Below are 22,326 nucleotides of genomic sequence, written 5' to 3'. Positions count from 1 at the left end.
GAAGCGACGGCCAGAGCCCAAGGCTTCCCAAGGCGACGCGCTTGCCTCAGCCTGGGCCCTCGACCGCCGACGAAGGCGCGACGAAAGGAGGGTCCGGCGGAATGGCGGACGAGATCGATCTGGGCGCCTACGACTACGTGGTGGTGGGCGCCGGCTCGGCGGGCTGCGTGCTGGCCAACCGCCTGTCGGCCGATCCTTCGATCAAGGTCCTGGTGCTCGAGGCCGGCGACCGCGACGACTGGATCTGGTTCCACATCCCCGTCGGCTACCTGTTCGCCATCGGCCATCCGCGCGCCGACTGGCTGCTGGAGACCGTCGGCCAGCCTGGGCTAGACGGCCGGGTCCTGGCCTATCCGCGCGGCAAGGTGATCGGCGGCTCCTCGTCGATCAACGCCATGATCTACATGCGCGGCCAGGCCCAGGACTATGACAATTGGCGACAGAAGGGGCTCGTGGGCTGGGGATGGGCCGACGTCCTGCCGTTCTTCCTGCGCCACGAGGACCACATCGCCCCGAAGGGCGACCATCACCGCTCGGGCGGCGAATACCGCGTGGAACACCCCCGGGTGCGCTGGGACATCCTGGACGCGATCCGCCAGGCCGCGGCGCAGGCGGGGATTCCGCCGGTCGAGGATTTCAACGGCGGCGACAATTCGGGCTCCTCCTATTTCCAGGTCAACCAGCGGGCGGGCCGGCGATGGAGCACCGCCTCGGCCTTCCTCAAGCCGGTGCTGGCGCGGCGCAACCTGCGGCTGGAGACCAAGGTCGAGGTCCAGCGGATCGAACTGGACGGACGACGGGTGACGGGCCTGCGCGCCGTGCGCGGCGGCCAGGTCCTGACCGCCCGGGTCAGCGGCGAGCTGATCCTGGCGGCGGGCGCGATCGGCTCGCCGCTGATCCTGCAGCGCTCGGGGATCGGGGAACCGGAGGCCCTGCGGCGCGCCGGCGTCGCCGTGCGGCACGCCCTGCCCGGGATCGGCGCCAACCTGCAGGACCACCTGCAGATCCGGCCGGTCTACAAGGTCTCCGGCGTGCGCACTCTCAACACCGACTACGCCAACCTGACCCGGCGCATGGGCATGGGGGTCGACTATGCGCTGCGGCGGTCCGGCCCCCTGACGATGGCGCCCTCGCAACTGGGAATGTTCTGCCGCTCGGACCCGAGCCGGGCCACGCCGAACCTGCAGTTCCACGTCCAGCCGCTGAGCCTGGACCGCTGGGGCGAGGGCCTGCACCGGTTCGGCGCCTTCACCGCCAGCGTCTGCAACCTGCGGCCCACCAGCCGGGGAAGCGTCGGCCTGTCGGGACCTGGCCTGACCGATCCGCCCCGGATCGATCCCAACTATCTGGACACCCAGGAGGATCGCGACGTCGCCGTCGCCTCATTGCGCTGGGCCCGCCGGATCGCCAGCCAGCCCGCCCTGGCCCGCTACGCGCCGCAGGAGTTCCGGCCCGGCGCGGCGATCGAGGCCGATGAAGACCTGCTGGCGGCGGCCAAGGTCCTGGCCACGACGATCTTCCATCCCGTCGGCACGGCGGCCATGGGCGCCGCCGACGACCCGCTGGCGGTGGTGGACGATCGCCTGAGGGTGCGCGGCCTCCACGGCCTGCGCGTGGTGGACGCCTCGGTGATGCCTGCCATCACCTCCGGCAACACCAACGCCCCCACGGTGATGATCGCCGAGAAGGGCGCGGCGATGATCCTGGAGGATCGGCGGTGATGATCCCTAGACATAGGGTCTCCACATGAAGGCGATCGTTCCGAAGACGCCGGTCGCCGTGAACGCCGAAGCGGCCACGATCAGAGCCGCCGTCAACGCCTTGCGCAAGCCGTCACCGCTCCGCTCGGCCGCGCCGTACAGCTCCAGGAAGGCCAGCGGGATCAGGTAGCTGCCGAAGGTCAGGACGACGTCGGCGGGCCCCGACATGTCGTTCGTCATGCCCACCGGTCCTCGGTTGACGACGATCCATCCCATCAGGCCGACCCGCAGGAACCAGACCCCGCTGACCACCATGAAGGTGCGCATGGCCCAGCGCCGGTGCTGTTCGAACCTGCGCTTGATCGCATGCCGCCAGGCCAGGCCAGCGAAGATCAGGATCAGAAGGCCGTTGATCAGGATGGCGACGGCCGAGATCACCGAAAGGTAAGTCCCCCTGACGACCGCCAGCCAGACACCGCTAAGCGCCATGAAGATGGCGACGACCAGGAAGGTCCGCCCGGTCCAGCGATGCAGCTTGGGCCATTTGCGTCGCAGAGCGGGGATCATCTGCATCAGACCGCCGAGCGTCACGACCGAGGCCAGCAGGACGTGGGCGGCGAAGACGATGTTGCCCGCGTCGTCGCCCTTTATGTAGCCGTCGATCAGGGGCTTGTCGTTCCAGCGGGCGAAGTCGCCAGTCGCGGTGCGCACCCCGTAGAAGGCGAGGATGAAGCCGATGAAGGCGATCTGGCCGACGGCGGCGACGATGAACCAGAGGACGCCCGCCCAGCGCAGAGCGGTCGCCCCGACGCTTACCGGGAACGGTGACGAGAATGGGATCGACATGGCGCCTCCTGATGCGACCTCAAGGCTGAGGCCGATGTCAGGGATGGCGGCGACGCGGGCGGCGGGTCTCGCCGATTTGGAATTCGGCTAGAGATATTTTGTCGACCACGCCTGCGCCGGTGGACAGGGTCGGGTGTGGAGGGGCAATTTCGTCGGGAGGGGGAGCATATGCCATCGGCGACCACATCCGGCAGTTCGATCGCGGCGGCGGGGAAAGGCCTTCGGCCGGGGTGGCCGCGCGACCGGCTGCGGGTTCATGCGGTCATCGCGACAGTCTCGTTCGCCTGCTACATCCTCGGGCGCCTCCTCGAAGGCCGCGCCGCGACGGCTTTCTCCGTGATCGGCGTCGGAGCCTGCGGCTGGGCCTGGCTGGTGACCCGCGCCCTGTTCGATCCGGCCGAGCGCGATGCCCGATGGGCTCGCCTCGTCGGCCTGATCGTGGCGCTGAGCGGGGCCCTGTCGGTCCTGGCTCCGGCGGGCGGACTGATCGGGCGCGTGGCCGACAACGCCTACGCCCTCAGCGGCTCGACCGCGCTGCTGCTGACCTTCGTCGAACCCTTTCATCGCCATGGACGAGACCTGCCGGGCGCCGAAAAGGGGTTCCGGTTCGCCTTCGTCACGATCTACGCCGTCCTGGTGGCGGTCTCGGTCATGGGGCTGCGGGCCGTCGGCGAAGGGCCCGACGAGGCCCTGCGCGACGACCTGGCCAAGAGCGCCTGCGCCGTCGTGGGCCTCGCGGCCCTCCTGGTCGCGGTGCGGTTTCGACAGGGCCACCCGCTGGCCGCCCGGACCGCCGCGACGCCCCGCCGCGCGCCGACCGAGGACGATGCGCGTCTGGCCGAACGCCTTCGACGTCTGTTGATCGACGAGGGCATCGACAGTCGGCCCGAGCTCAAGATCGGTGACATCGCCGCGCGGCTGGGCGAGCCCGAGCACCGGGTTTCCCAGTGCATCAGCACGGCGCTCGGTTTTCCGAACTTCAACCGCTGGATCAACCACCACCGGATCGCGCGGGCCAAACAGGTGCTCGCCGATCCGGACGAACGACGCTCAATCCTGGAGATCGCCTTCGCCTGCGGCTTCGCCTCCCTCGGCCCGTTCAACCGCGCCTTCCGGGATGACGTCGGAACCACGCCGAGGGCCTATCGCTCAGCGACGCGGGCGAGCTTAGGCGCGCCAGGCGATCAAGCGGCGAACCAAGACTAGCCGGCCACCGCGGAGGCGCGCTCCGCTCGGTCCTTGATGATCGCCAGCACGTTATCCTCCACGTCGCCCATCAGGAGTTCGCCCCACAGCTTGGCGTAAGGATTGACGTGGGTCTTGGCGACGTAGCGGGTCGTCAGGGTCAGTTCCGTCGTATCGGCGGAAACGGGGCGCAGGACGTAGTCGCCGGAGTCGATCTTCAGGAACGCGCCGTCCGGCGAGATGTGCTTGTCGGTGTAATCCTGGACCGTGCTGTTGGTGAAACTGAAGCGCCATCCCACCTTGCGCCCCGGCTCCCAGGCGACGATGCGTTCCTGGAAATTGACGTTGTCGCCCCAGTAGGCTGTCCGCACCGCACCCACGCCGGCTCCCGCCATCACGGAGTCTCGCGGGCGCGGCATGCCGATGATGTTGTGCGTTATGGTCCAGCGCCCCTCGTCGGCGCCGATGTCGCGACTGGAGACGGCATAGGGCCAGATCTCCTCCGGGGCCGCCTTCACCAGGACGCTGCGGGTCAGCGTGACCGTCTCGTGCGGAATGGGCATCTGCGCCTCCACCATCGCCGCCACCAGCGGGATGATCAGAAAGCTGGACTCGAGGGCGCGACCTCGGCGCTCGCGCTGGGAGCGCATCGCGAAGGCCCCGGCCCAACCGCTGGCCAGCCAGACCGGCGACAGCATCACCAGGCAGATGACGCCCTCGTGCAGCACGAAGATCGAGGCCACGCAGACCATGGCGCAGAGCCCAGGAGGGACCAGCCAGTAGAAGGTCGAGGAGCGGGTCCGATCAGGGTCGCCGATGTAACAGATCAGCGCGCAGAGCACGGCGGGCAGCAGGGCCAGGAACCAGAGACTGGCGAACCAGACCGATCCGGAGCGCGAGGCCGACAAGAGCAGGAAGGCGCTGAGGGCGATGACGAGCGCCAACGCGAACCCGGACAGAACGCGGCGATTCAGGCGTCGCCGGGCGCCCGAGGCCTGCGGTGTTTGCTGCTTCGCATTCCCGTTCATTTTGATCGGTTCTTTCTGTATGAAGAGAAATTGATCGACAAATTTTTTATCAGTCGCCGCGGTCCTTGCCGCCGACGAACTTCAGGAGACCGACGACCTTGGACCCCATGCGGATCAGTCGCATCAGGGTATCGGGGGGAACGTCGAGCATCTGCTGATACCAACCGTCGACGGTGTTCACGAAGGCATGCATGCGCTTCAGCCGCGCCCTGACCTCCGGACTGACGCCGGAGCCTTGCGCGTCGACCGCCGCCACGGCGTCGTTGATGGCCCCCACCATGGGGTCGATCTCACGCGCCTTGCGGCCCTGAGCGACCCTGGTGGCCATCTGCCAGAGATCGGTCTCGGCCTGATAGTGGTCGCGTCGGTCTCCCAGCACCGGGACCCTGTGGATCAGTTTCCAGGCCTGCAATTCCTTGAGGCTGTTGGAGACGTTGGAGCGCGCCAGGCCGAGGGTCGTGGCGATATCCTCCGCCGTGAGCGGTTTGTCGCTCAGAAACAGCAGGGCCTGGATCTGGGCCACCGAACGGTTCACCCCCCACTGCCCTCCAAGATCTCCCCAGCGGAGCACGATCTGCTCCACGGCAAGAGGAAGAGATCTGTCATTCGTTTCTGTCATGACAGAATTAAGTGATAGCTGGCGTCGAGAGTCAAGAGGCGCTGGTCGTCCAGACCTTCTACCTGTCGTGGCGGCTCAAAGGCTGTCGGCGAACGCGCTGACTGTCGGTCGTCGCGATGCGATCGGCTCAAATTAAAAGGACGGTTCGGCGGCGAGCCGAACCGTCCTGAGGGGGAGAGACGCGGATCGATCAGCCGGCCAGGGCCGCCTTGATGGCGTCCAGGCCGTCCTGAGCCTTGCTCGCGTCCGGGGCGCCGCCCTGGGCGAAGTCGGGCTTGCCGCCGGCGCCCTGACCGCCCATGGCGATCACGGCGGCCTTGGCCAGGTCCGCGGCGCTGAAGCGGCCGACCAGGTCGGCGGTCACGGCGACGGTCACGGCGGCCTTGCCGTCGGTCGTGCCGACCAGGGCCACGACGCCCGAGGTCAGCTGCTTCTTGAACTCCTCGGCCACGCCGCGCAGCTCCTTGCCGCCGACGCCGTCCAGGACGCGGGCGATCAGGGCCGTACCGTTCACGTCTTCGGGACCCGACGCCGCGCCGCCCGAGCCGCCGCCCAGGGCCAGTTGCTTCTTGGCCTCGGCCAGCTGCTTTTCCAGGGCCTTGCGCTCGGCGACCAGGGCGTCGACGCGGGCCAGGACCTCGGCGACCGGGGTCTTGAACTGGTCGGCCAGGGCCTTGGCGACGCCGGCCTGGTCCAGCAGGAAGCGGCGGGCCGCCTCGCCGGTCAGGGCCTCGATGCGGCGCACGCCGGCGGCCACGCCCTGCTCGGAGACGATCTTGAACAGGGCGATGTCGCCGGTGCGAGCCACGTGGGTGCCGCCGCACAGCTCGACCGAATAGGCCTTGCCGGCCTCGGTCAGGGACTCGCCCAGGGTGAGCACCCGGACGCTGTCGCCGTACTTCTCGCCAAACAGCGCCACGGCGCCGGCCTCGATGGCCTCCTGCGGGGCCATCTCCTTGGTCTGGGCCGGGACGTTCTGGCGGATCACCGCATTGACCTCGGCCTCGATGCGCTCGATCTCGTCGGCCGTCAGCGGGCCGCCGTGGCTGAAGTCGAAGCGCATGCGGTCGCCGTCGACCATCTGGCCCTTCTGGGCGACGTGTGGGCCCAGCACGTGGTGCAGGGCGGCGTGCACCAGGTGGGCGGCCGAGTGGTTGGCGCGGGTGGTGGTGCGCTTGGCCGCGTCCACCGAGGCCACGATCGGGTCGCCGACCTTCAGCGGGCCGGCCAGTTCGACGCGGTGGACGTGCAGGTCGCCGGCCTGCTTCTGGGTGTCGACCACGCGGCTTTCGACGCCGCCGGCCTCGATCACACCAGTGTCGCCGGCTTGGCCGCCGCTTTCGGCGTAGAAGCTGGTGCGGTCCAGTAGGACGTCGACCGTGGCGCCGGCCGGCGCGGCTTCGACGGGCGCGCCGTCCAGCACGATGGCCTTGACGGTTCCGGTGGTCTCGGTGGTGTCGTAACCGACGAAGTTGGTCGGGCCGTTGGCCTCGCGGATCGGGAACCAGGCGGCCGCCGCGCCCTGCTGGCCCGAGCCGGCCCAGTTGGCGCGGGCCATCTGGCGCTGGCGGTCCATGGCCACGTCGAAGCCGTCGGTGTCGACCGTGATGCCCTTGGCGCGCACGGCGTCCTGGGTCAGGTCCAGCGGGAAGCCATAGGTATCGTAGAGCTTGAAGGCGGTCTCGCCGTCCAGCACGCCGCCGGCGGCCAGGTTGGCGGTGGCCTCGTCGAGAAGGCCCATGCCGCGGCCCAGGGTGACGCGGAAGCGCTCCTCCTCCTGGCGCAGGGTCTCGACGATCGAGGCCTCGGCGCGGCGCAGCTCGGGATAGGCCTGGCCCATCTCGGCCACCAGGGTCGGAGCCAGGCGGTGCATCAGGGGCTCTTGAGCGCCCAGCAGATAGGCGTGGCGCATGGCCCGGCGCATGATCCGGCGCAGGACGTAGCCGCGGCCTTCGTTCGAAGGGGTGACGCCGTCGGCCAGCAGGAACGAGGACGAGCGCAGGTGGTCGGCGATCACCCGGTGCGACGGAGCCTGGTCGCCTTGGGCCTTGACGCCGGTCAGCTCGACGCTGGCGGCGATCAGCGCCTTGAACAGGTCGATGTCGTAGTTGTCGTGCACGCCTTGCAGGACGGCGGCGACGCGTTCCAGGCCCATGCCGGTGTCGATCGACGGCTTGGGCAGCGAGACGCGCTCGCCCCCGGCCATCTGCTCGAACTGCATGAACACCAGGTTCCAGATCTCGATGAAGCGGTCGCCGTCTTCATCGGGGCTGCCGGGAGGGCCGCCGGCGATGCCTTCGCCGTGGTCGAAGAAGATCTCCGAGCACGGGCCGCAGGGGCCGGTGTCGCCCATCGACCAGAAATTGTCGTTGGTTGGGATGCGGATGATGCGGCTGTCGTCCAGCCCCGCGATCTTCTTCCAGAGGTCGGCGGCCTCGTCGTCGGTGTGGTAGACGGTGACCAGCAGCTTGTCCTTGGGCAGGGCGAAGTCGCGGGTCAGCAGCGTCCAGGCGTGGGTGATCGCCTGTTCCTTGAAGTAGTCGCCGAACGAGAAATTGCCCAGCATCTCGAAGAAGGTGTGGTGACGGGCGGTATAGCCGACATTGTCCAGGTCGTTGTGCTTGCCGCCGGCCCGGACGCACTTCTGCGACGAGGTCGCGCGCGGATGCGGCGGGCTCTCGGCGCCCGTGAACACGTTCTTGAACGGCACCATGCCGGCGTTGACGAACAGCAGGGTCGGATCGTTCTGCGGCACCAGCGGCGCCGACGGGACGATGGCGTGATCGGCCGCGCCGAAATAGTTCAGGAAGGTGCTGCGGATCTCGTTGAGGCTGGGCATCGGCGTCTCGGGTGTTCGTACTGGGTCCGGTCGAACCGGAGGTCGGGGCTGCATAGCGCGGTTTCAAGCGATGTGGAAATCGCCTTGGTGGTCACCGGGCGAGGAAGCGTGTTGGAGGCGCTGGGTCAGCCCCGTCGAAGACTGCGGTCGCGAAGCGGCGGGTCGGGGAAGTCGCGGGATCGTCGATCCGGATCATGGTCGTCGGCCGACCACGCCCCCCTCCGTCGGCTTCGCCGCCCCCTCCCCCACAGGGGAAGGACTTGGGTGGCCGGCTCCGCAGCCCCCTCCGGCCCTGCGGGCCGCCTCCCCCAGAGGGGGAGGAGAAACGAAATCGGACGCCTGGCATGGGGTCCAGGCGTCCGGGGATCGCGGCCTGCCGAGGCGGTGTGCGCGGCGGGCTATGAGGCGGGGTCGCCCGCTGCGGGCGGCGGCCGCGAAACCTTCGACCGATCCAGACGCCCTAGGGGGAGCCTGAACCGGGGAAGTCTTATTCGTCGCCGTCGTCGTCCGGACCGCCGACCAGCAGCTCTTCCTCGATCTTCCGGGAAGACTGGCGCACGGCGGCCTCGATCTCGGCGGCCAGGTCCTTGTTGGCCTTGAGGAACTCGCGGACATTGTCGCGACCCTGGCCGATGCGCTGGCTGTTGTACGAGAACCACGAGCCGGCCTTGTCGATGATCCCGGCCTTGACGCCCAGGTCGATGATCTCGCCCAGCTTGGAGATGCCCTCGCCGTACATGATGTCGAACTCGACCTCGCGGAACGGCGGGGCCACCTTGTTCTTGACCACCTTGACCCGAACATTGTTGCCGACGATCTCGTCGCGGTTCTTGATCGAACCGGTGCGGCGGATGTCCAGGCGGACCGAGGCGTAGAACTTCAGGGCGTTGCCGCCGGTGGTGGTTTCCGGGCTGCCGTACATCACCCCGATCTTGTGACGGATCTGGTTGATGAAGATGACGATGGTGTTGGCCTTGTTGATCGAGGCCGTCAGCTTGCGCAGCGCCTGGCTCATCAGGCGGGCCTGCAGGCCCGGCAGGCTGTCGCCCATCTCGCCCTCGATCTCGGCCTTGGGCGTCAGGGCCGCGACGGAGTCCACGACCACGATGTCGACCGCGCCCGAGCGCACCAGGGTGTCGGTGATCTCCAGGGCCTGCTCGCCGTTGTCGGGCTGCGAGACCAGCAGGTTGTCGAGATTGACGCCCAGCTTGAAGGCGTAGCCCGGGTCCAGGGCGTGCTCGGCGTCGACGAAGGCGGCGGTGCCGCCGGCCTTCTGGCACTCGGCCACCACGTGCAGGGCCAGGGTGGTCTTGCCCGAGCTTTCCGGACCGTAGATCTCGATCACCCGCCCCTTGGGCAGGCCGCCGATGCCGAGCGCGATGTCCAGGCCGAGCGAGCCGGTGGAAATCGATTCCATCTCGACCTTGCCCTTCTCGCCCAGCTTCATCACCGAGCCCTTGCCGAACGCCCGATCGATCTGGGCCAGCGCCGCCTCGAGGGCGCGTTGCTTGTCGCCGTCTTCCTTGCCCACGAGTTTCAAAGCCGCCTGGTTGCTCATTGTTGGTCCGCCCTTATTCCATGATTCCGACTGTCGGATCGGAGGTTCGCGACCGCCGCGCCCACCCGCCTGTGGAATGATTAATGCGTACATGTTTTGTTCCATGTTCGCAACATGTTCTTATCGTAGAGAGCGCATGCGTCAAGATCGGTCGCATCGCCATGAACCCATCGAAGAAGACTGCCGGGAACCCGAACCCCGCTCGACTGAAACGCGTCCTTAACGCCGGCCGGCGATCCTGCGCTTCTTCCGGGGGGATTTCCGTCTTGTCGATCGATCCGCGCCGCCTATTGGGACTGGCCTTCGCCAGCGCTGACCTTCTGCTGGAAGTCGAGAACGGCCGGGTGACCCTGGCGCTCGGCGCGGCCCAGCGGCTGATGGGCCGGGACGAGCGGGCCCTGACGGGCCAGGCCTGGCCTGCCCTGTTCGCCGCCGTCGACCGCCCGCTGATCGACGCCGTCACCCAGGTGATCGACGACGGCCAGAGGCGCGGTCCGGTCACGGTGCGCCTGGCCGGCGAACCGCCGCGTCATGTGAACCTGACCCTGCGCGCCCTGCCCGAAAACCGCGGCCGGATCTCGGTCTCGGTCACGCCGGCCAACGCGCCCGCGGGCCAGCTTGACGACGAAGGCCTGCGCAACCGCGAGAGCTTCGAGCACATCGCCCGCGGCCTGTTCGAGGCGGCGCGCGTCACCGGGCTGGAGCTCGAGCTGGCCATGGTCGACTTCTCGGACCTGGACGTCATGCGCCAACGGCTGTCCCAGCCCGAGGCCCGCGCCCTCGACCTGAAACTGGCCGGCGCCGTGCGGGCCGAGTCGCACGCCGGCGGCATGGCCACCCGCCTGTCGCCCGACCGCTTCGCCCTGGTCCGCGCCAAGGCCGACCACGCTGACGACATGGCCCAGCGCCTGACCCGCGCCACCGAGGTCCAGGCCAGCGCCCAGGTCGTGCCGTTCGACGCGGGCCTGGCGCCCTCGCGAGGTCTCAAGGCCCTGCGCTACGCTCTCGACGATTTCCTGCGCGAAGGCCTGAAGGACACGCCGCCGCTGAGCCTGTCCGAGGCGATGAACCGGTCGGTCAAGCGCACCCTGTCGCGGGCCGGGGCGCTGGGCGTGGCGGTCAGCCAACGCCGCTTCACCCTGGCCTACCAGCCGGTGGTCGACCTGAAGACCGGCGCCGCCCACCACCACGAGGCCCTGGTGCGCTTCGAGGACGGCGGCAGCCCGTTCCAGCTGATCCGCATGGCCGAGGAGTTCGACCTGATCGCCGAGCTTGACCACGCGATCGCCGAGATGGCGGTCAAGCGGCTGGCTTCCGACCGTTCGGGGACGCTGAAGCTGGCGATCAACGTCTCGGGCCGCACCATCGTCGACGAGGGCTTCGTCGACCACATCGGCCGGCTGCTGGCCAAGGCCGATGTGGCCAAGGGCCGGCTGATCTTCGAGATCACCGAGACCAGCGCCATCGACGACCTGCCGCGCGCCAACCAGCACATCCAGGCCCTGCGGTCCCTGGGCTCCCTGGTCTGCCTGGACGATTTCGGGGCCGGGGCCTCGTCGTTCGCCTATCTGCAGGAACTGAGCCTGGACATCGTCAAGATCGACGGCCGCTATGTCCGCGAACTGGCCGGCAACGGTCGCGAAGGGGCCATGGTGCGGCGGCTGGTCGAGCTGTGCCGCGACCTGAAGATCCGCACCGTGGCCGAGATGGTCGAGACCGTCGAGATCGAGGACCTGGTCCGCAAGGCCGGCGTCGACTTCGCCCAGGGCTGGCTGTTCGGCAAGCCCACCGACCAGCCGCAGCCGGCGCTGAAGATCGGTTCGGTCACGCCGGCGGCGCGCCGGGCTGGCGTGTCGGAGGGTTGGGGGTAGAGCCGCCGCCCTTCCCTCCCCTTTCATGGGGAGGGGGACCAGCGAAGCTGGTGGGTGGGGGCCCCTGGACTCAGCCAGGCTCTGCACCGAACCCCACCCGACCCCTTCGGGGCCACCCTCCCCATAGAGGGGAGGGAAAGCGCTCTCTTCTTACTTCCCCGCCTTGGTCTTGGCGATATAGTCGTCGATGACGCGGTCCAGCACGGTCAGCGGGGTCATGCCCGCCAGCAGGCCGGCGTCGTGGAACTGGCGGATGTCGAATTTCTTGCCCAGAGCCTTCCTGGCCCGCTCGCGGGCCCGCAGCCAGGTGATCTTGCCGATCATGTAGCTGCAGGCCTGGCCCGGCCAGACGACATAGCGTTCGATCTCGGTGATCGTGCCGCTTTCCTCGTCGCCCATGGTCTCGGCCATGTACTTCACGGCCTGCTCGCGGGTCCACTTCTTGTAGTGCATGCCGCTGTCGACCACGAGGCGGACGGCCCGGAACAGGGCGTCGTGCAGCATGCCGATGTGGCCGCGCGGATCGTCCTTGTAGATGCCCATCTCGACGGCCAGCTCTTCGGAATAGAGCGCCCAGCCCTCGGCGTAGCCCGAATTGCCGATCGTCTTGCGCAGCAGGGGCAGGCCCTGGGCTTCGTTCGACAGCGACAGCTGCAGGTGGTGGCCGGGAACGCCCTCGTGCACCGTCAGGGTGGTCAGGGTGTACTTGGCCTGCTCCTTGGTGTCGCGCAGGTTGATCCAGTAGATCCCCGGACGCTTGCCGTCCAGCGAGGGCGAGTTGTAGTAGCCGCCCGGCGCGCCGGCCTCAATGGCCTTGGGCACGCGGCGGATCTCCAGCGAAGCCTTGGGCAGGGCGCCGAAATAGGCCGGCAACTGCTTCTGGATCCAGGCCGCCTTGACGTTCAGGTCCTTGATCAGCTGTTCCTTGGCCGCGTCGGTGTTCTCGTAGATGTCCTTGCCCAGCTCGGCCATCCGCTCGCCGACCGTGCCCTTGGTCATGCCGATGCTCTTGAACAGCTTGTCGGCCTGGACCGAGATCGACTTCACCAGGTCCAGGCCCAGCTGGTGGATCTCGTCGGGGGTCAGGGTCGAGGTCGTGTAGTTCTTCAGCGACACGGCGTAGTAGTCGCCGCCGTCTTTCAGGCGCCAGACGCCGGCGTCGTGCGTGGCCTTGGGGCGGACGCTCTCCAGCAGGGCGATCTGGCGCTTCAGGGCGGGCAGCACCGAGTTCTCGTAGATCTTGCTCGCCTCGCCGGCCCAGTCGCCGGGGATGTTCTTGTCCTTGGTCCGGCGGGCCACCGACAGCACCAGCGGCGCCTCGGCGGTGGGCGTGCCGGCGAAGGCCTTCATCTGGACCAGGGCCTTGTCGATGATGAAGTCAGGCGGGATCACGCCGTCGGCGTAGTCGCGCTGGGCGATCGCGGCCTCCTGGTCCATCAGCCGGGCGAAGGCTTCCATGCGCGACAGATAGGCGTCGGCGTCGGCCTTGGTCTCGATCGAATGCTGGGTGTCGAGGAAGTCGGGATAGGACTGGTAGGAGCCCGTCAGCTGGCTGAGCACATAGGGCGCGCCCGAACCGCCACCGGCGTAGGTGAACTTGCTGTTGCCCTCATCCTGCACGGCCAGGGTGAACTCGACGGTGTCGTAGTTGATCACGTCCATGCCGGACAGTTGCTTGCGGTCGATGGCCCGCAGGTCGGCCAGTTGCTGCTTGGTCTGGGCGATTCCGGCGGCGATGGCGGCGAACGAGCGGTCGCCCAGCTGCGACTTGGTCCAGGCTAGGTCGCCGACGTCCAGGCCCAGGCCCGTGGCCGACTCGGGCGACTGCCGCAACTGCTTGGCCATGATGGCGTCGAACAGGGCGTTGAGCTTGGCGCTCTCGCCGGAGGCCGGCGCGGCCTGAGCCAGGGCGAGGCCCGGGGTCGCGGCGGCTAGGCCGACGGCGACGGTGGACAGCAGCATCTGACGGCGGTTTTGCAAGGCGGGGCCCCTTCCCTCGAAATTTGAACGCAAAGGGGTAGAGGGGCTTTCGCGGCTCGGCAACGGCGCCGGCATTAATTTCCCGTCATCTTGCGCGAAAACGAGGACACGCATTCCTTCCACGGCCCTGTTCTGGATGGACGTGCCCGTGGGCGCGTCGCCCATTCAGCTCAAGGTCACGAACAGCTCGTTCTCGATCACCCACTGGCCGGTGACCTTGCGCCAAGTCGCCAGGTAAGTCCCGCTCGTGTCGGCCGCGCCGCGCGTCGTGCCGACCCAGGTCCCGTGCTCGGCGGCCCGCTGGCCGGCGGCGTCCAGGTCGATGCGCTCGGTCGTGCGGACATAGGCCACGAAGGCGGGATCGGCGAACTGGCTGGCGAAGGCCTCCAGGACGTCGCGCGCCCCCAGGATCAGCGAGCCGTCGCCGACGATCACCTTGATGTCCGGCGCGAAGAACGGCGCCAGGCGGCGGGCGTCCTTGCCGGCGATCAGCCGGTTGGTCAGCTTGCGGCGGGCGGCGATGGCGTCTTGCGGCGCGGTCATGATCTCTGGTCCCTGGCGGGCGACGCGGCCCGGTATAGGCTGGCGCGCCAACTTCCGGAACGCCGATGATTCCCCCGACCCTGACCACCGCCCGCCTGACCCTGAGCCCGCCCCAGGCGTCCGATTTCGAGGACAGCGCGGCGATGTGGAGCGACCCGATGGTCACCCGCCACATCGGCGGCCGCACCTCGACGCCGGAGGAGAGCTGGCAGCGCCTGCTGCGGGCCCGCGGCCTGTGGGCGGTGCTGGGCTATGGCTACTGGGGCGCGCGCGAGACGGCGACCGGGCGCTATGTCGGCGAGATCGGCTTCGCCGACTTCCACCGCGGCATCCAGCCCTCGATCGACGGCGTCCCGGAAATGGGCTGGGCCCTGTGCTCCTGGGCCCACGGCCAGGGCTTCGCCAGCGAGGCGATCGCCGGCGCCCTGTCCTGGGCCCGCGATCAATGGGGCGACGCGCCGGTGGTCTGCATCATCGACCCGGACAACACCGCCTCCCTGAACCTGGCTGCGAAGATGGGCTTCCTGGAGGTGGCGCGGACCACCTATCGCGAGGCCCCGACGGTGCTGATGCAGCGGGGATAGGGCGCTTGCCCCCTGCTCTCAATGGGCGCGCGCCCTCTTCTGGCCCAGCCCGCTGATCCAGTCCCGCGCCGGGCGCTCGAACAGCACCAGCGACAGATAGGCCAGCGGGATCAGGGCCAGAACCCAGAACAGCACCCAAAGCCGCAGGGCGTCGCCGTTCAGGCCCCAGGCGGCCACCCCGACCCAGTTGATCCCCATCTTCAGGGCGATCGGGTGCAGCAGGTAGAGGCTGAAGCTCAGCTGGGCCCAGGGGGCTAGGCGGCGGCTGATCCCGCCCTGCGGGCCGGCCGCGTCGGCGGCGACGCCGGCCAGGCCCAGGGCGTAGACGATCAGCAGCAGCAGGGTGCGCTCGATCCGCAAGGTCGAGGCGACCAGGAACACCGCCAACAGCCCCCACATCCAGAAGCGCGCGAACGGCAGCTTGCCCAGCGGCGCGCGCAGCTGGAACGCCAGCATACCCAGCAGGAAGCCCGGCACGGCCCGCAGCACCCCGAAGTTCCAGGTCCACTGGTGGAAGGGCATCTCGCCGTCGGGGTTGAGCAGCAGCAGCACGAAGCTGGCCACCGCCACCAGGGCCGTGACGACCCGCCCCCGCGCCGTGATCCAGAACAGCAGCGGCAGGGCCAGGTACAGGCCCATCTCGCCGCTGATCGCCCAGCTAACGAAGTTCCAGGTCTGGCTGTGGCAGGTATGCCAGGCGTGGACGAACAGGACGTTGGGCGCGATGCAGGAGAGATCGTAGCGCTTGGGATCGACGTCGCCGCCCCAGCCCATCACCCCGGCTGCCCAGACGCCGATGAACACCAGCATGGTCGCCCAGTGCAGCGGCCCCAGCCGCGCCACCCGCTTCTTCAGGAAGGTCCCGTACTTGCTCCAGCTGGTCAGCCGGCCGGTATAGATCGCCGCCATCACATAGCCGGAGATCAGGAAGAATAGGTCCACGATCAGGCTGAAGCCCTTGATCATGTCGTCCGCTACCGGCCAGCGCCCATCCAGGTTGATGTAGCGGTTGAAGTGGAAGACCACGATCATCAGCGCCCCGACGATGCGCAGGGCGTCCAGGTGCAGCATGTCCTCGGAGTCGGGCTTCAGCGGCGGGAAGGCTTTCATCGCCCTGGGATGGGACGCGGCGGGGCGATGGTCAAGCTCGGTGGCCGGCGACGTGCCCTTGCGGCGTGTCCTTGCCCCTAATGTCCCACCCCCTCCGGCAAGTGGGTCTTGTCATGACGCCCCACCCGCTCGACCAGCGTCGCGGCGGCCTGGTTCATGCCGATGACCTCGACCTCCGCGCCCTGCCGGCGGTAGCGGAACACGACCTTGTCGACTGCGGCGACGGCGGTCAGGTCCCAGAGGTGGGCCCCCGTGAGGTCGATCTCGACGCGGCGCGGCTTGCCGTGGAACTCGAACGCCGCGGCGAACAGGTCGGCCGAGACGAAGAAGATCTGGCCGCTGACCGCGTACCGCCGCACGGTCTCGTCTTCGGCCGGGATCTCGCGCACGGACAGCACCTTGCCGACCTTCCTGGCGAAGAACACGACGCTGAGCACCACGCCCAGCACCACGCCCTTGGACAGGTCGTGGGTGGCCAGCACCGTCCCGGTGACCGCCAGCATGACGATCGTCGACTGCACCGGGGTGGAGCGGAGCTTCGTCACCGAATTCCAGTCGAAGGTCTTGATCGACACCATGATCATCACCGCCACCAGGGCCGCCATCGGGATCCGGGCCACCCAGTCGCGCAGCACCAGGATCAGGATCAGCAGGAACAGCCCGGCCCAGAAGGTCGACAGCCGGCCGCGGCCGCCGGAGGTGACGTTGATCATCGACTGGCCGATCATAGCGCAGCCGGCCATGCCGCCCAGCAGCGGCGAGACGATGTTGGCGATTCCCTGGCCGCGCGTCTCGCGATCCTTGTCCGACGGGGTGTCGGTGAGGTCGTCCAGCAGGTTGGCGGTCAGCAGGCTCTCCAGCAGGCCGACGAAGGCCAGGGTCAGGGACACCGGGCCGATGATCCGCAGGGTCTCCCAGGTCAGGGGCACGGCGGGGATGTGGAACCCCGGCAGGGTCGTCGGCAGCTTGCCCAGGTCGCCGACGGTGGTCACGTCCACCTTGAAGGCGATCGCCACGGCGCTCAACAGCAGGATGGCCACCAGGGGCGAGGGCACGGCCCGGGTCAGTCTCGGAAACAGATAGATGATCGCCAGCCCGGCGCCGACCATGGCGAAGGTCCGCCAGTCGCCATGCATCAGCTGAGGCAGCTGGGCCAGGAAGATCAGGATGCCTAGCGAATTGACGAAACCGCTCATCACCGACTTGGAGACGAACCGCACGTAGCGGCCCAGGCGCAGCACGCCGATCGCCACCTGGATCAGGCCGGTCAGCAGGCTGGCGGCGAACAGGAACTCGATCCCGTGGTCGCGGACCAAACCGCCCATCAGCAGCGACATCGCGCCGGTGGCGGCCGAGATCATCGCCGGCCGGCCGCCGACGAAGGCGATGGTCATGGCGATCACGAACGAGGCGTACAGGCCCACGGCCGGATCGACCCCGGCGATGAACGAAAAGGCCAGGGCCTCAGGGATCAGGGCCAGGGCCACGACCGTGCCCGACAGCAGGTCGGCGCGCGGCTGGCCCAGCCACTCGCGACGGAGGGGGGTCAGGAAGGTCATGGAAAACTCGATTTCCCTCCCCTTGTGGAGAGGGTGGCGGCGAAGCCGACGGGTGGGGTTCGGTGCAGGGCTTTTAGAGTCAGCGGGCCCCACCCACCAGCTTCGCTGGTCCCCCCTCCCCATAAAGGGGAGGGAAAGCCCTAATTACCGCAGCGTCGGTCCCTTGGTCTTGTCCAGGCTGGCCATGGCCAGCTTCGGGGCCGTCTTGTCCTCGACCGCGTCGCCGCCTTGCGCCAGCAGGGTGTCGATGTGGGCGCGCTGGGCCTTGAAGCGCGACAGCTCGGCGCCCGCCAGGATGGTGCCCTGGGGCACCTTGGCGCCGATCGGGTTGACCCGCTGGCCATTCAGCCAGACCTCGTAGTGCAGGTGCGGCCCGGTCGCCAGGCCGGTGGAGCCGACATAGGCCACGACCTGGCCCTGGCGCACGTGGACACCGGGACGGATGCCGGGGGCGTAGCGCGAGATGTGGCCGTAGCCGGTGTCCCACTGGCCCGAATGGCGGATGCGCAGCCAGTTGCCGTAGCCGCTCCAGCGGCGGGCCTCCAGCACGACGCCGTCGCCGGCCGCCAGGATCGGGGTGCCCTGGCCGGCCCCGAAGTCCACGCCCTTGTGGGCGCGGGTATAGCCCAGCACCGGGTGCTTGCGCTGGCCGAAGGTGGAGGTGATGCGGGCCCCGTCGACCGGAGTGCGCAGCAGGAAGCCTTTGATGTTCTTGCCCAGCTCGTCGAAGAACTGCGGCTTGCCGTCTTCGCCGTTACGCTCGAAGGCGTAGAACTTCTGGCCCTTGACCTCGGCGTATTCCAGGTCGCCCGCCTCGACCGTGCGGCCGCTCTCGGTGACCTTGCGATCGAACACCAGGCAGAAGCGGTCGCCTTCCTTGATGTCGCGCGAGAAGTCGATCTTGTGCGCGAACAGCTTGGCCGCCTCGCTGATCACCGCCGGAGTGCCGCCCACGTCGGCGACGCTCTCGTAGAACGACCCCTTCATCTCGCCGCAGGCCACCTTGGTCTCGTCGGTGACCTTTTCCTCCAGCTCGCGCAGCTTCATCGCGCCGTCGAAGGTGCGCGAGACGGTCAGGGTGGAGGACGGGCCGGTGCGCATCGACAGGCCGATCAGCCGGGCCGAGCCCGCGCGGCCGTTGCGGCGCTCGGCGATGGCGGCCTCGAAGGCCATGCCGGCCTTGATGTTGACGGTGTCGATCGCGCCCTGCAGGGCGGCCACCACCTGGCGGGCGTCGTTGGGGGCGATGCCGGTGCGCAGCACGGCGTTTTCCAGGGTCTCGCCGGGACGCACCTGGACGGGGATCGATTCCGGACGCTCGAAGCCCGGCTGGGCTTCAGCGCTGGCGAAGGCGGCGTGCTGCAGGGCGGCCAGGGCGCTGGCGTCGAGCGGCGCCTTGACCACCTGCACCGGCGCGTCCGGCGCGGTCAGCTTCCACGCCAGGCCCAGGGCGGCCAGGCCGGCGATCGCGGTGAAGACCTTAGGGGCCAGACGCAGGGTCGGCCGTCTCGGATCGAATTCCTGCATCAAGCCCCCGACTGGTAGCGATGCCGCGTATGAGTGACACGGCTGGGAAGCCCCCCAGCAAACGTCGCGCCGGAAAATGGCGGATGAGGCCATGTTCGAGCAAGGACTATTCGGTGCTTCGGGCGATTTGTCACGGACAGGGTTAACACCCTGTTCCTACAAAAGAAAACGCCCGCCTCCGGGGAGGCGGGCGTTCTATTTTTGGGTCACCGGCCTCGCGTGATTACGCGGCGTTGACCTGCTCGTTCGGGTCGCGCAGCACATAGCCGCGGCCCCAGACGGTCTCGATGTGGTGCTTGCCCTGGGCCGAAGCCGCCAGCTTCTTGCGCAGCTTGCAGATGAAGACGTCGATGATCTTCAGCTCCGGCTCGTCCATGCCGCCGTACAGGTGGTTGAGGAACATCTCCTTGGTCAGGGTCGTGCCCTTGCGCAGGGAGAGCAGCTCCAGCATCTGATATTCCTTGCCGGTCAGATGCACGCGGTTGCCGTTCACTTCGACGGTCTTGGCGTCGAGGTTGACGATGATGTCGCCGGTCTTGATCACCGACTGGGCGTGACCCTTCGAACGACGGACCACCGCGTGGATGCGGGCGATCATCTCGTCCTTGTGGAACGGCTTGGTCATGTAGTCGTCGGCGCCGCCCGAGAAGGTCTTCACCTTCGTGTCGATTTCGGCGCTGCCCGACAGGATCATGATCGGGGTGTTCACCTTCGCCACCCGCAGGGTGCGCAGAACATCCAGACCGCTCATGTCGGGCAGATTCAGGTCCAGCAGGATGAGATCGTAGTCATAGATCTTGCCCAGATCCACGCCTTCTTCGCCAAGATCCGTCGTGTAGACGTTGAAGCCTTCAGACTTCAGCATCAGCTCGATGGTCTGCGCGGTGGCGCTGTCATCCTCGATCAACAGTACGCGCATGCAGCCCTCCCCGCCCTCGGGCGGCATTATTCGACAGCTAGGCGGAATACCGCCGGTGAAACCCGTCCTGCACTCTGCCGGACAGTTAATTTAAGACAGGTTAATGGTGAATGTTCCCGTTGGAGAAATGGTTAATCTGATTTGCGAATCGGGTGCAAGCGGTGAGCGACTCATTTGGCGCAAAGGTCGCAGGGGCCTGTGGACGGTCCGTCAAGACGATTCCTTTTCGGCCAAAAGCGCGAAAATCCCGCCCTGTAAAGGGATTGGTTAACGCTCGCCTCGGCCGCACGCCGGCTTCGGCCGTTCACCTGTAAGGCGAGATTGCGGCGTTCTGTCGCGAGAAGTTTACAGCCTTGGCCGCGGGGTGGGAGCGCCGCCATGAGCGTCGCCGTGGCGAGCCCGCGACCTCCCGCCGCGGACGGTTTCGCTAGTTTCCGCCAGAGGGCTCCGCCTCCAGCCAGCCGGCCTCGCGAAGCCTGGCCACGGAGGCGCGGGAAACCGGCGCGCTGAGGTCGCCCCGCAGGGCCAGGCGCAGGTTGCGGCCGTCGGCGATGACCCCAGTCACCGCCGCCCGCGCCACCCACCACGAGCGATGCACGCGCAGGCCCTCCTGGGCCATGCCGTCGATCACCCGCTCGAACGGCCCGGCCACCAGGCGCGAACCGCCCAGCGTGTGGACCCGCACATAGTGGTCCTCCATGCGCAGGCAGAGCACCGGCGCGCCCGTGACCTCGGCTGCAGGCCCGGGTTCGGGCAGTTGGGGCGAGATCGGCGCCGGAGGCGCGTCGGCCGGTCCCAACAGGCGCGGCCGCATCAGCAGGTAGGCGACCACCAGGGGGATCGAGATCGCCAGGCACTGGATGTACCAGATGAACGGCGTGAAGCGCTTCAGGTGAGGCCAGAGCGCCACCGCCACCTGAGCGACGATCGCCGCCTGCGCCGCCGCGCCCAGCAGGGCCGCCACCGCCGCCATGAACCACGCCGGCACGTTCAGGCGTCGCCCCCCGGCCAGCGACAGGCGCACGGCCAGGCCGAAGACCGCCGCCCCGATCCAGGTCACCCCGATCCAATAGGCCAGGCGAACGCCGAGAGGACCATTGAAGAAGCTGCCGTACGGACCGACCACGCCCAGGAACGCCCCCACCCCGGTCGCCACGGCGAAGTCGATCGCCCAGTCGCGAGGTGAACCGAGAAGCGCGGCCTTGGAGGTCATGCCTCCCGTATAGCGTCGGTTCGCCGGTTCGCGAACCCGTTCGCCCGTTCGCGCAACGGCGCTGGCGGACGGCCGCTGACCGAGGCATCGCCGAGACATTCGCCATCCTCGGAGTTCATCGATGCGACCATCGTTCGCCGTCCTCGCCCTGGCGCTCACCGCCCTGCTGAGCGCCCCGGCCCTCGCCGCCCAGGCCCAATCCGCCGCGCCCGCCGTCCGCGGCATGACGACAGACGTCGGCTTCAAGGTCGTCATGGTCCCCGATGGGTCGGGCGCGCCGATCAAGGTCGGGATCTGGTATCCGACCGACACGCCCGCCACCGCGCCAGCGCGGGGCATGGACGACCTGCCGGTGGCCGCCGACGCGCCGATCGCCGGAGACCGCCTGCCGCTGGTGGTGATGTCGCACGGCAACGGCGGCTGGTTCGGCGGCCACTACGACACCGCCATCGCCCTGGCCAAGGCCGGCTTCGTCGTCGCCGCCCTGACCCATACCGGCGACAACTACGAGGACCAGAGCCGCGCCACCGACATGGCCAACCGCCCTCGGCAGATCCACGTGCTGATCGACTACATGCTCAAGGACTGGGAGGACCACGACCACCTGGACGCCGATCGGGTCGGCGCCTTCGGCTTCTCGTCGGGCGGTTTCACGGTGCTGGCCGCGGCCGGCGGCGAGTTGGACGGCGCGCGCCTCCAGCCGCACTGCCGGGACCATCCCACGCACTATGACTGCCAGCTGATGCTGCGCGCGCCGCCGTCGTCGGGCGCCTTCGCCGGCTGGGTCCATGACGCGCGGATCAAGGCCGTGGTCTCGGCCGCTCCCGCCCTGGGCTACGCCTTCAAGGCCGAGACCCTGAAGGGCCTGCGCCAGCCGGTCCAACTGTGGCGGGCCGAGGACGACGAGATCCTGCCCGATCCGTTCCACGCCAGCGCCGTCCACGCGTCCCTGCCGAACGCCGACTACCATGTCGTGGCCAAGGCCCGGCACTTCGACTTCCTGACGCCCTGCAACGCCTATGCGCGCAAGAACCTGGCCTTCCTGTGCAACAGCGACCCCGGCTTCGACCGGGCGGCGTTCCACAAGGACTTCAACGCGGCGGTCACGGCCTTCTTCAAGGCCAACCTGACAGCCAAGCCTTAACCCTAGAACCCGCTCATCCCGGCGGGATGAGCAGATCAAAAGGGATCAAGACATAAGGACGCAGGCCGCATCCTAACCACAATCCTCAAGGGCCGATTAAC

The 22,326-nt window shown here is 68.3% G+C and carries 17 protein-coding genes; 5 read left to right on the top strand and 12 right to left on the bottom strand.

What is annotated here, in order from left to right:
- Nucleotides 1-101: 101 nt before the first annotated feature.
- Nucleotides 102-1,721: a GMC family oxidoreductase gene (locus ASD47_RS22000; protein ID WP_056761361.1), complete on the top strand. Its 1,620-nt coding sequence runs from the start codon at nt 102-104 to the stop codon at nt 1,719-1,721.
- 6 nt (nt 1,722-1,727) lie between these two features.
- Here the strand turns inward: ASD47_RS22000 and ASD47_RS21995 are convergent, their stop codons facing one another.
- Complete coding sequence (locus tag ASD47_RS21995; protein ID WP_056761359.1) at nt 1,728-2,546, bottom strand: DUF2306 domain-containing protein; 819 nt, start codon at nt 2,544-2,546, stop codon at nt 1,728-1,730.
- A 336-nt stretch (nt 2,547-2,882) separates the two neighbouring features.
- On the opposite strand from ASD47_RS21995, the gene ASD47_RS21990 reads away from it, so the two are divergent.
- Nucleotides 2,883-3,752, top strand: a complete 870-nt coding sequence (locus ASD47_RS21990; RefSeq protein WP_162251699.1) for an AraC family transcriptional regulator — start codon at nt 2,883-2,885, stop codon at nt 3,750-3,752.
- Here the strand turns inward: ASD47_RS21990 and ASD47_RS21985 are convergent.
- The 4 genes from ASD47_RS21985 to recA form a co-directional block, all read right to left on the bottom strand.
- Nucleotides 3,749-4,675, bottom strand: a complete 927-nt coding sequence (locus ASD47_RS21985) for an SRPBCC family protein (RefSeq protein WP_200945290.1) — start codon at nt 4,673-4,675, stop codon at nt 3,749-3,751. The genes ASD47_RS21990 and ASD47_RS21985 overlap by 4 nt on opposite strands.
- Nucleotides 4,676-4,808: 133 nt before the next feature.
- The gene (locus ASD47_RS21980; RefSeq protein ID WP_056761354.1) at nt 4,809-5,378 is read right to left on the bottom strand and encodes a GbsR/MarR family transcriptional regulator; all 570 of its coding nucleotides are present in this window, start codon (nt 5,376-5,378) and stop codon (nt 4,809-4,811) included.
- Between the two features lie 190 nt (nt 5,379-5,568).
- Nucleotides 5,569-8,217, bottom strand: a complete 2,649-nt coding sequence (alaS, locus tag ASD47_RS21975; RefSeq protein ID WP_056761350.1) for an alanine--tRNA ligase — start codon at nt 8,215-8,217, stop codon at nt 5,569-5,571.
- 487 nt (nt 8,218-8,704) lie between these two features.
- On the bottom strand, nt 8,705-9,775 hold the full coding sequence (gene recA, locus ASD47_RS21970; protein ID WP_056761347.1) for a recombinase RecA: 1,071 nt from the start codon (nt 9,773-9,775) through the stop codon (nt 8,705-8,707).
- A 266-nt stretch (nt 9,776-10,041) separates the two neighbouring features.
- Here recA and ASD47_RS21965 point away from each other — a divergent pair, with 266 nt between their 5' ends.
- Nucleotides 10,042-11,646, top strand: coding sequence for an EAL domain-containing protein (locus ASD47_RS21965; RefSeq protein WP_156402375.1), 1,605 nt, complete (start codon nt 10,042-10,044; stop codon nt 11,644-11,646).
- Between the two features lie 150 nt (nt 11,647-11,796).
- On the opposite strand, the gene ASD47_RS21960 is transcribed toward ASD47_RS21965, so the two are convergent.
- Together ASD47_RS21960 and ASD47_RS21955 are read right to left on the bottom strand one after the other, a co-directional pair.
- Nucleotides 11,797-13,626, bottom strand: coding sequence for a DUF885 family protein (locus ASD47_RS21960; RefSeq protein ID WP_056761345.1), 1,830 nt, complete (start codon nt 13,624-13,626; stop codon nt 11,797-11,799).
- A 165-nt stretch (nt 13,627-13,791) separates the two neighbouring features.
- Complete coding sequence (locus ASD47_RS21955; protein WP_056761343.1) at nt 13,792-14,169, bottom strand: DUF4440 domain-containing protein; 378 nt, start codon at nt 14,167-14,169, stop codon at nt 13,792-13,794.
- 65 nt (nt 14,170-14,234) lie between these two features.
- Here ASD47_RS21955 and ASD47_RS21950 point away from each other — a divergent pair, with 65 nt between their 5' ends.
- Complete coding sequence (locus ASD47_RS21950; protein ID WP_056761340.1) at nt 14,235-14,753, top strand: GNAT family N-acetyltransferase; 519 nt, start codon at nt 14,235-14,237, stop codon at nt 14,751-14,753.
- An 18-nt stretch (nt 14,754-14,771) separates the two neighbouring features.
- Here ASD47_RS21950 and ASD47_RS21945 read toward each other — a convergent pair whose 3' ends face one another.
- From ASD47_RS21945 to ASD47_RS21925, 5 genes are all read right to left on the bottom strand, one after another.
- Nucleotides 14,772-15,863 (bottom strand): acyltransferase, encoded by a 1,092-nt coding sequence (locus ASD47_RS21945; RefSeq protein ID WP_056761337.1) that lies wholly within the window; start codon nt 15,861-15,863, stop codon nt 14,772-14,774.
- Between the two features lie 77 nt (nt 15,864-15,940).
- On the bottom strand, nt 15,941-17,422 hold the full coding sequence (locus ASD47_RS21940; protein ID WP_056761333.1) for a SulP family inorganic anion transporter: 1,482 nt from the start codon (nt 17,420-17,422) through the stop codon (nt 15,941-15,943).
- Nucleotides 17,423-17,566: 144 nt separating this feature from the next.
- Nucleotides 17,567-18,949 (bottom strand): peptidoglycan DD-metalloendopeptidase family protein, encoded by a 1,383-nt coding sequence (locus tag ASD47_RS21935; RefSeq protein WP_056761330.1) that lies wholly within the window; start codon nt 18,947-18,949, stop codon nt 17,567-17,569.
- Nucleotides 18,950-19,172: 223 nt separating this feature from the next.
- Nucleotides 19,173-19,868: a response regulator transcription factor CtrA gene (ctrA, locus tag ASD47_RS21930; RefSeq protein WP_029914069.1), complete on the bottom strand. Its 696-nt coding sequence runs from the start codon at nt 19,866-19,868 to the stop codon at nt 19,173-19,175.
- A gap of 427 nt (nt 19,869-20,295) precedes the next feature.
- Nucleotides 20,296-21,081: a LytTR family DNA-binding domain-containing protein gene (locus ASD47_RS21925; RefSeq protein WP_056761328.1), complete on the bottom strand. Its 786-nt coding sequence runs from the start codon at nt 21,079-21,081 to the stop codon at nt 20,296-20,298.
- A gap of 121 nt (nt 21,082-21,202) precedes the next feature.
- Between ASD47_RS21925 and ASD47_RS21920 the strand changes: the two genes are divergently transcribed.
- Nucleotides 21,203-22,225 (top strand): dienelactone hydrolase, encoded by a 1,023-nt coding sequence (locus ASD47_RS21920; RefSeq protein WP_156402374.1) that lies wholly within the window; start codon nt 21,203-21,205, stop codon nt 22,223-22,225.
- Nucleotides 22,226-22,326 lie beyond the last annotated feature (101 nt).

The organism is Caulobacter sp. Root1472 (genome assembly GCF_001426985.1).
Taxonomy (GTDB): Bacteria; Pseudomonadota; Alphaproteobacteria; order Caulobacterales; family Caulobacteraceae; genus Caulobacter; species Caulobacter rhizosphaerae.
Note: the sequence above shows the minus strand (reverse complement) of the source record. Positions and strands in the feature narration are given on the sequence as shown.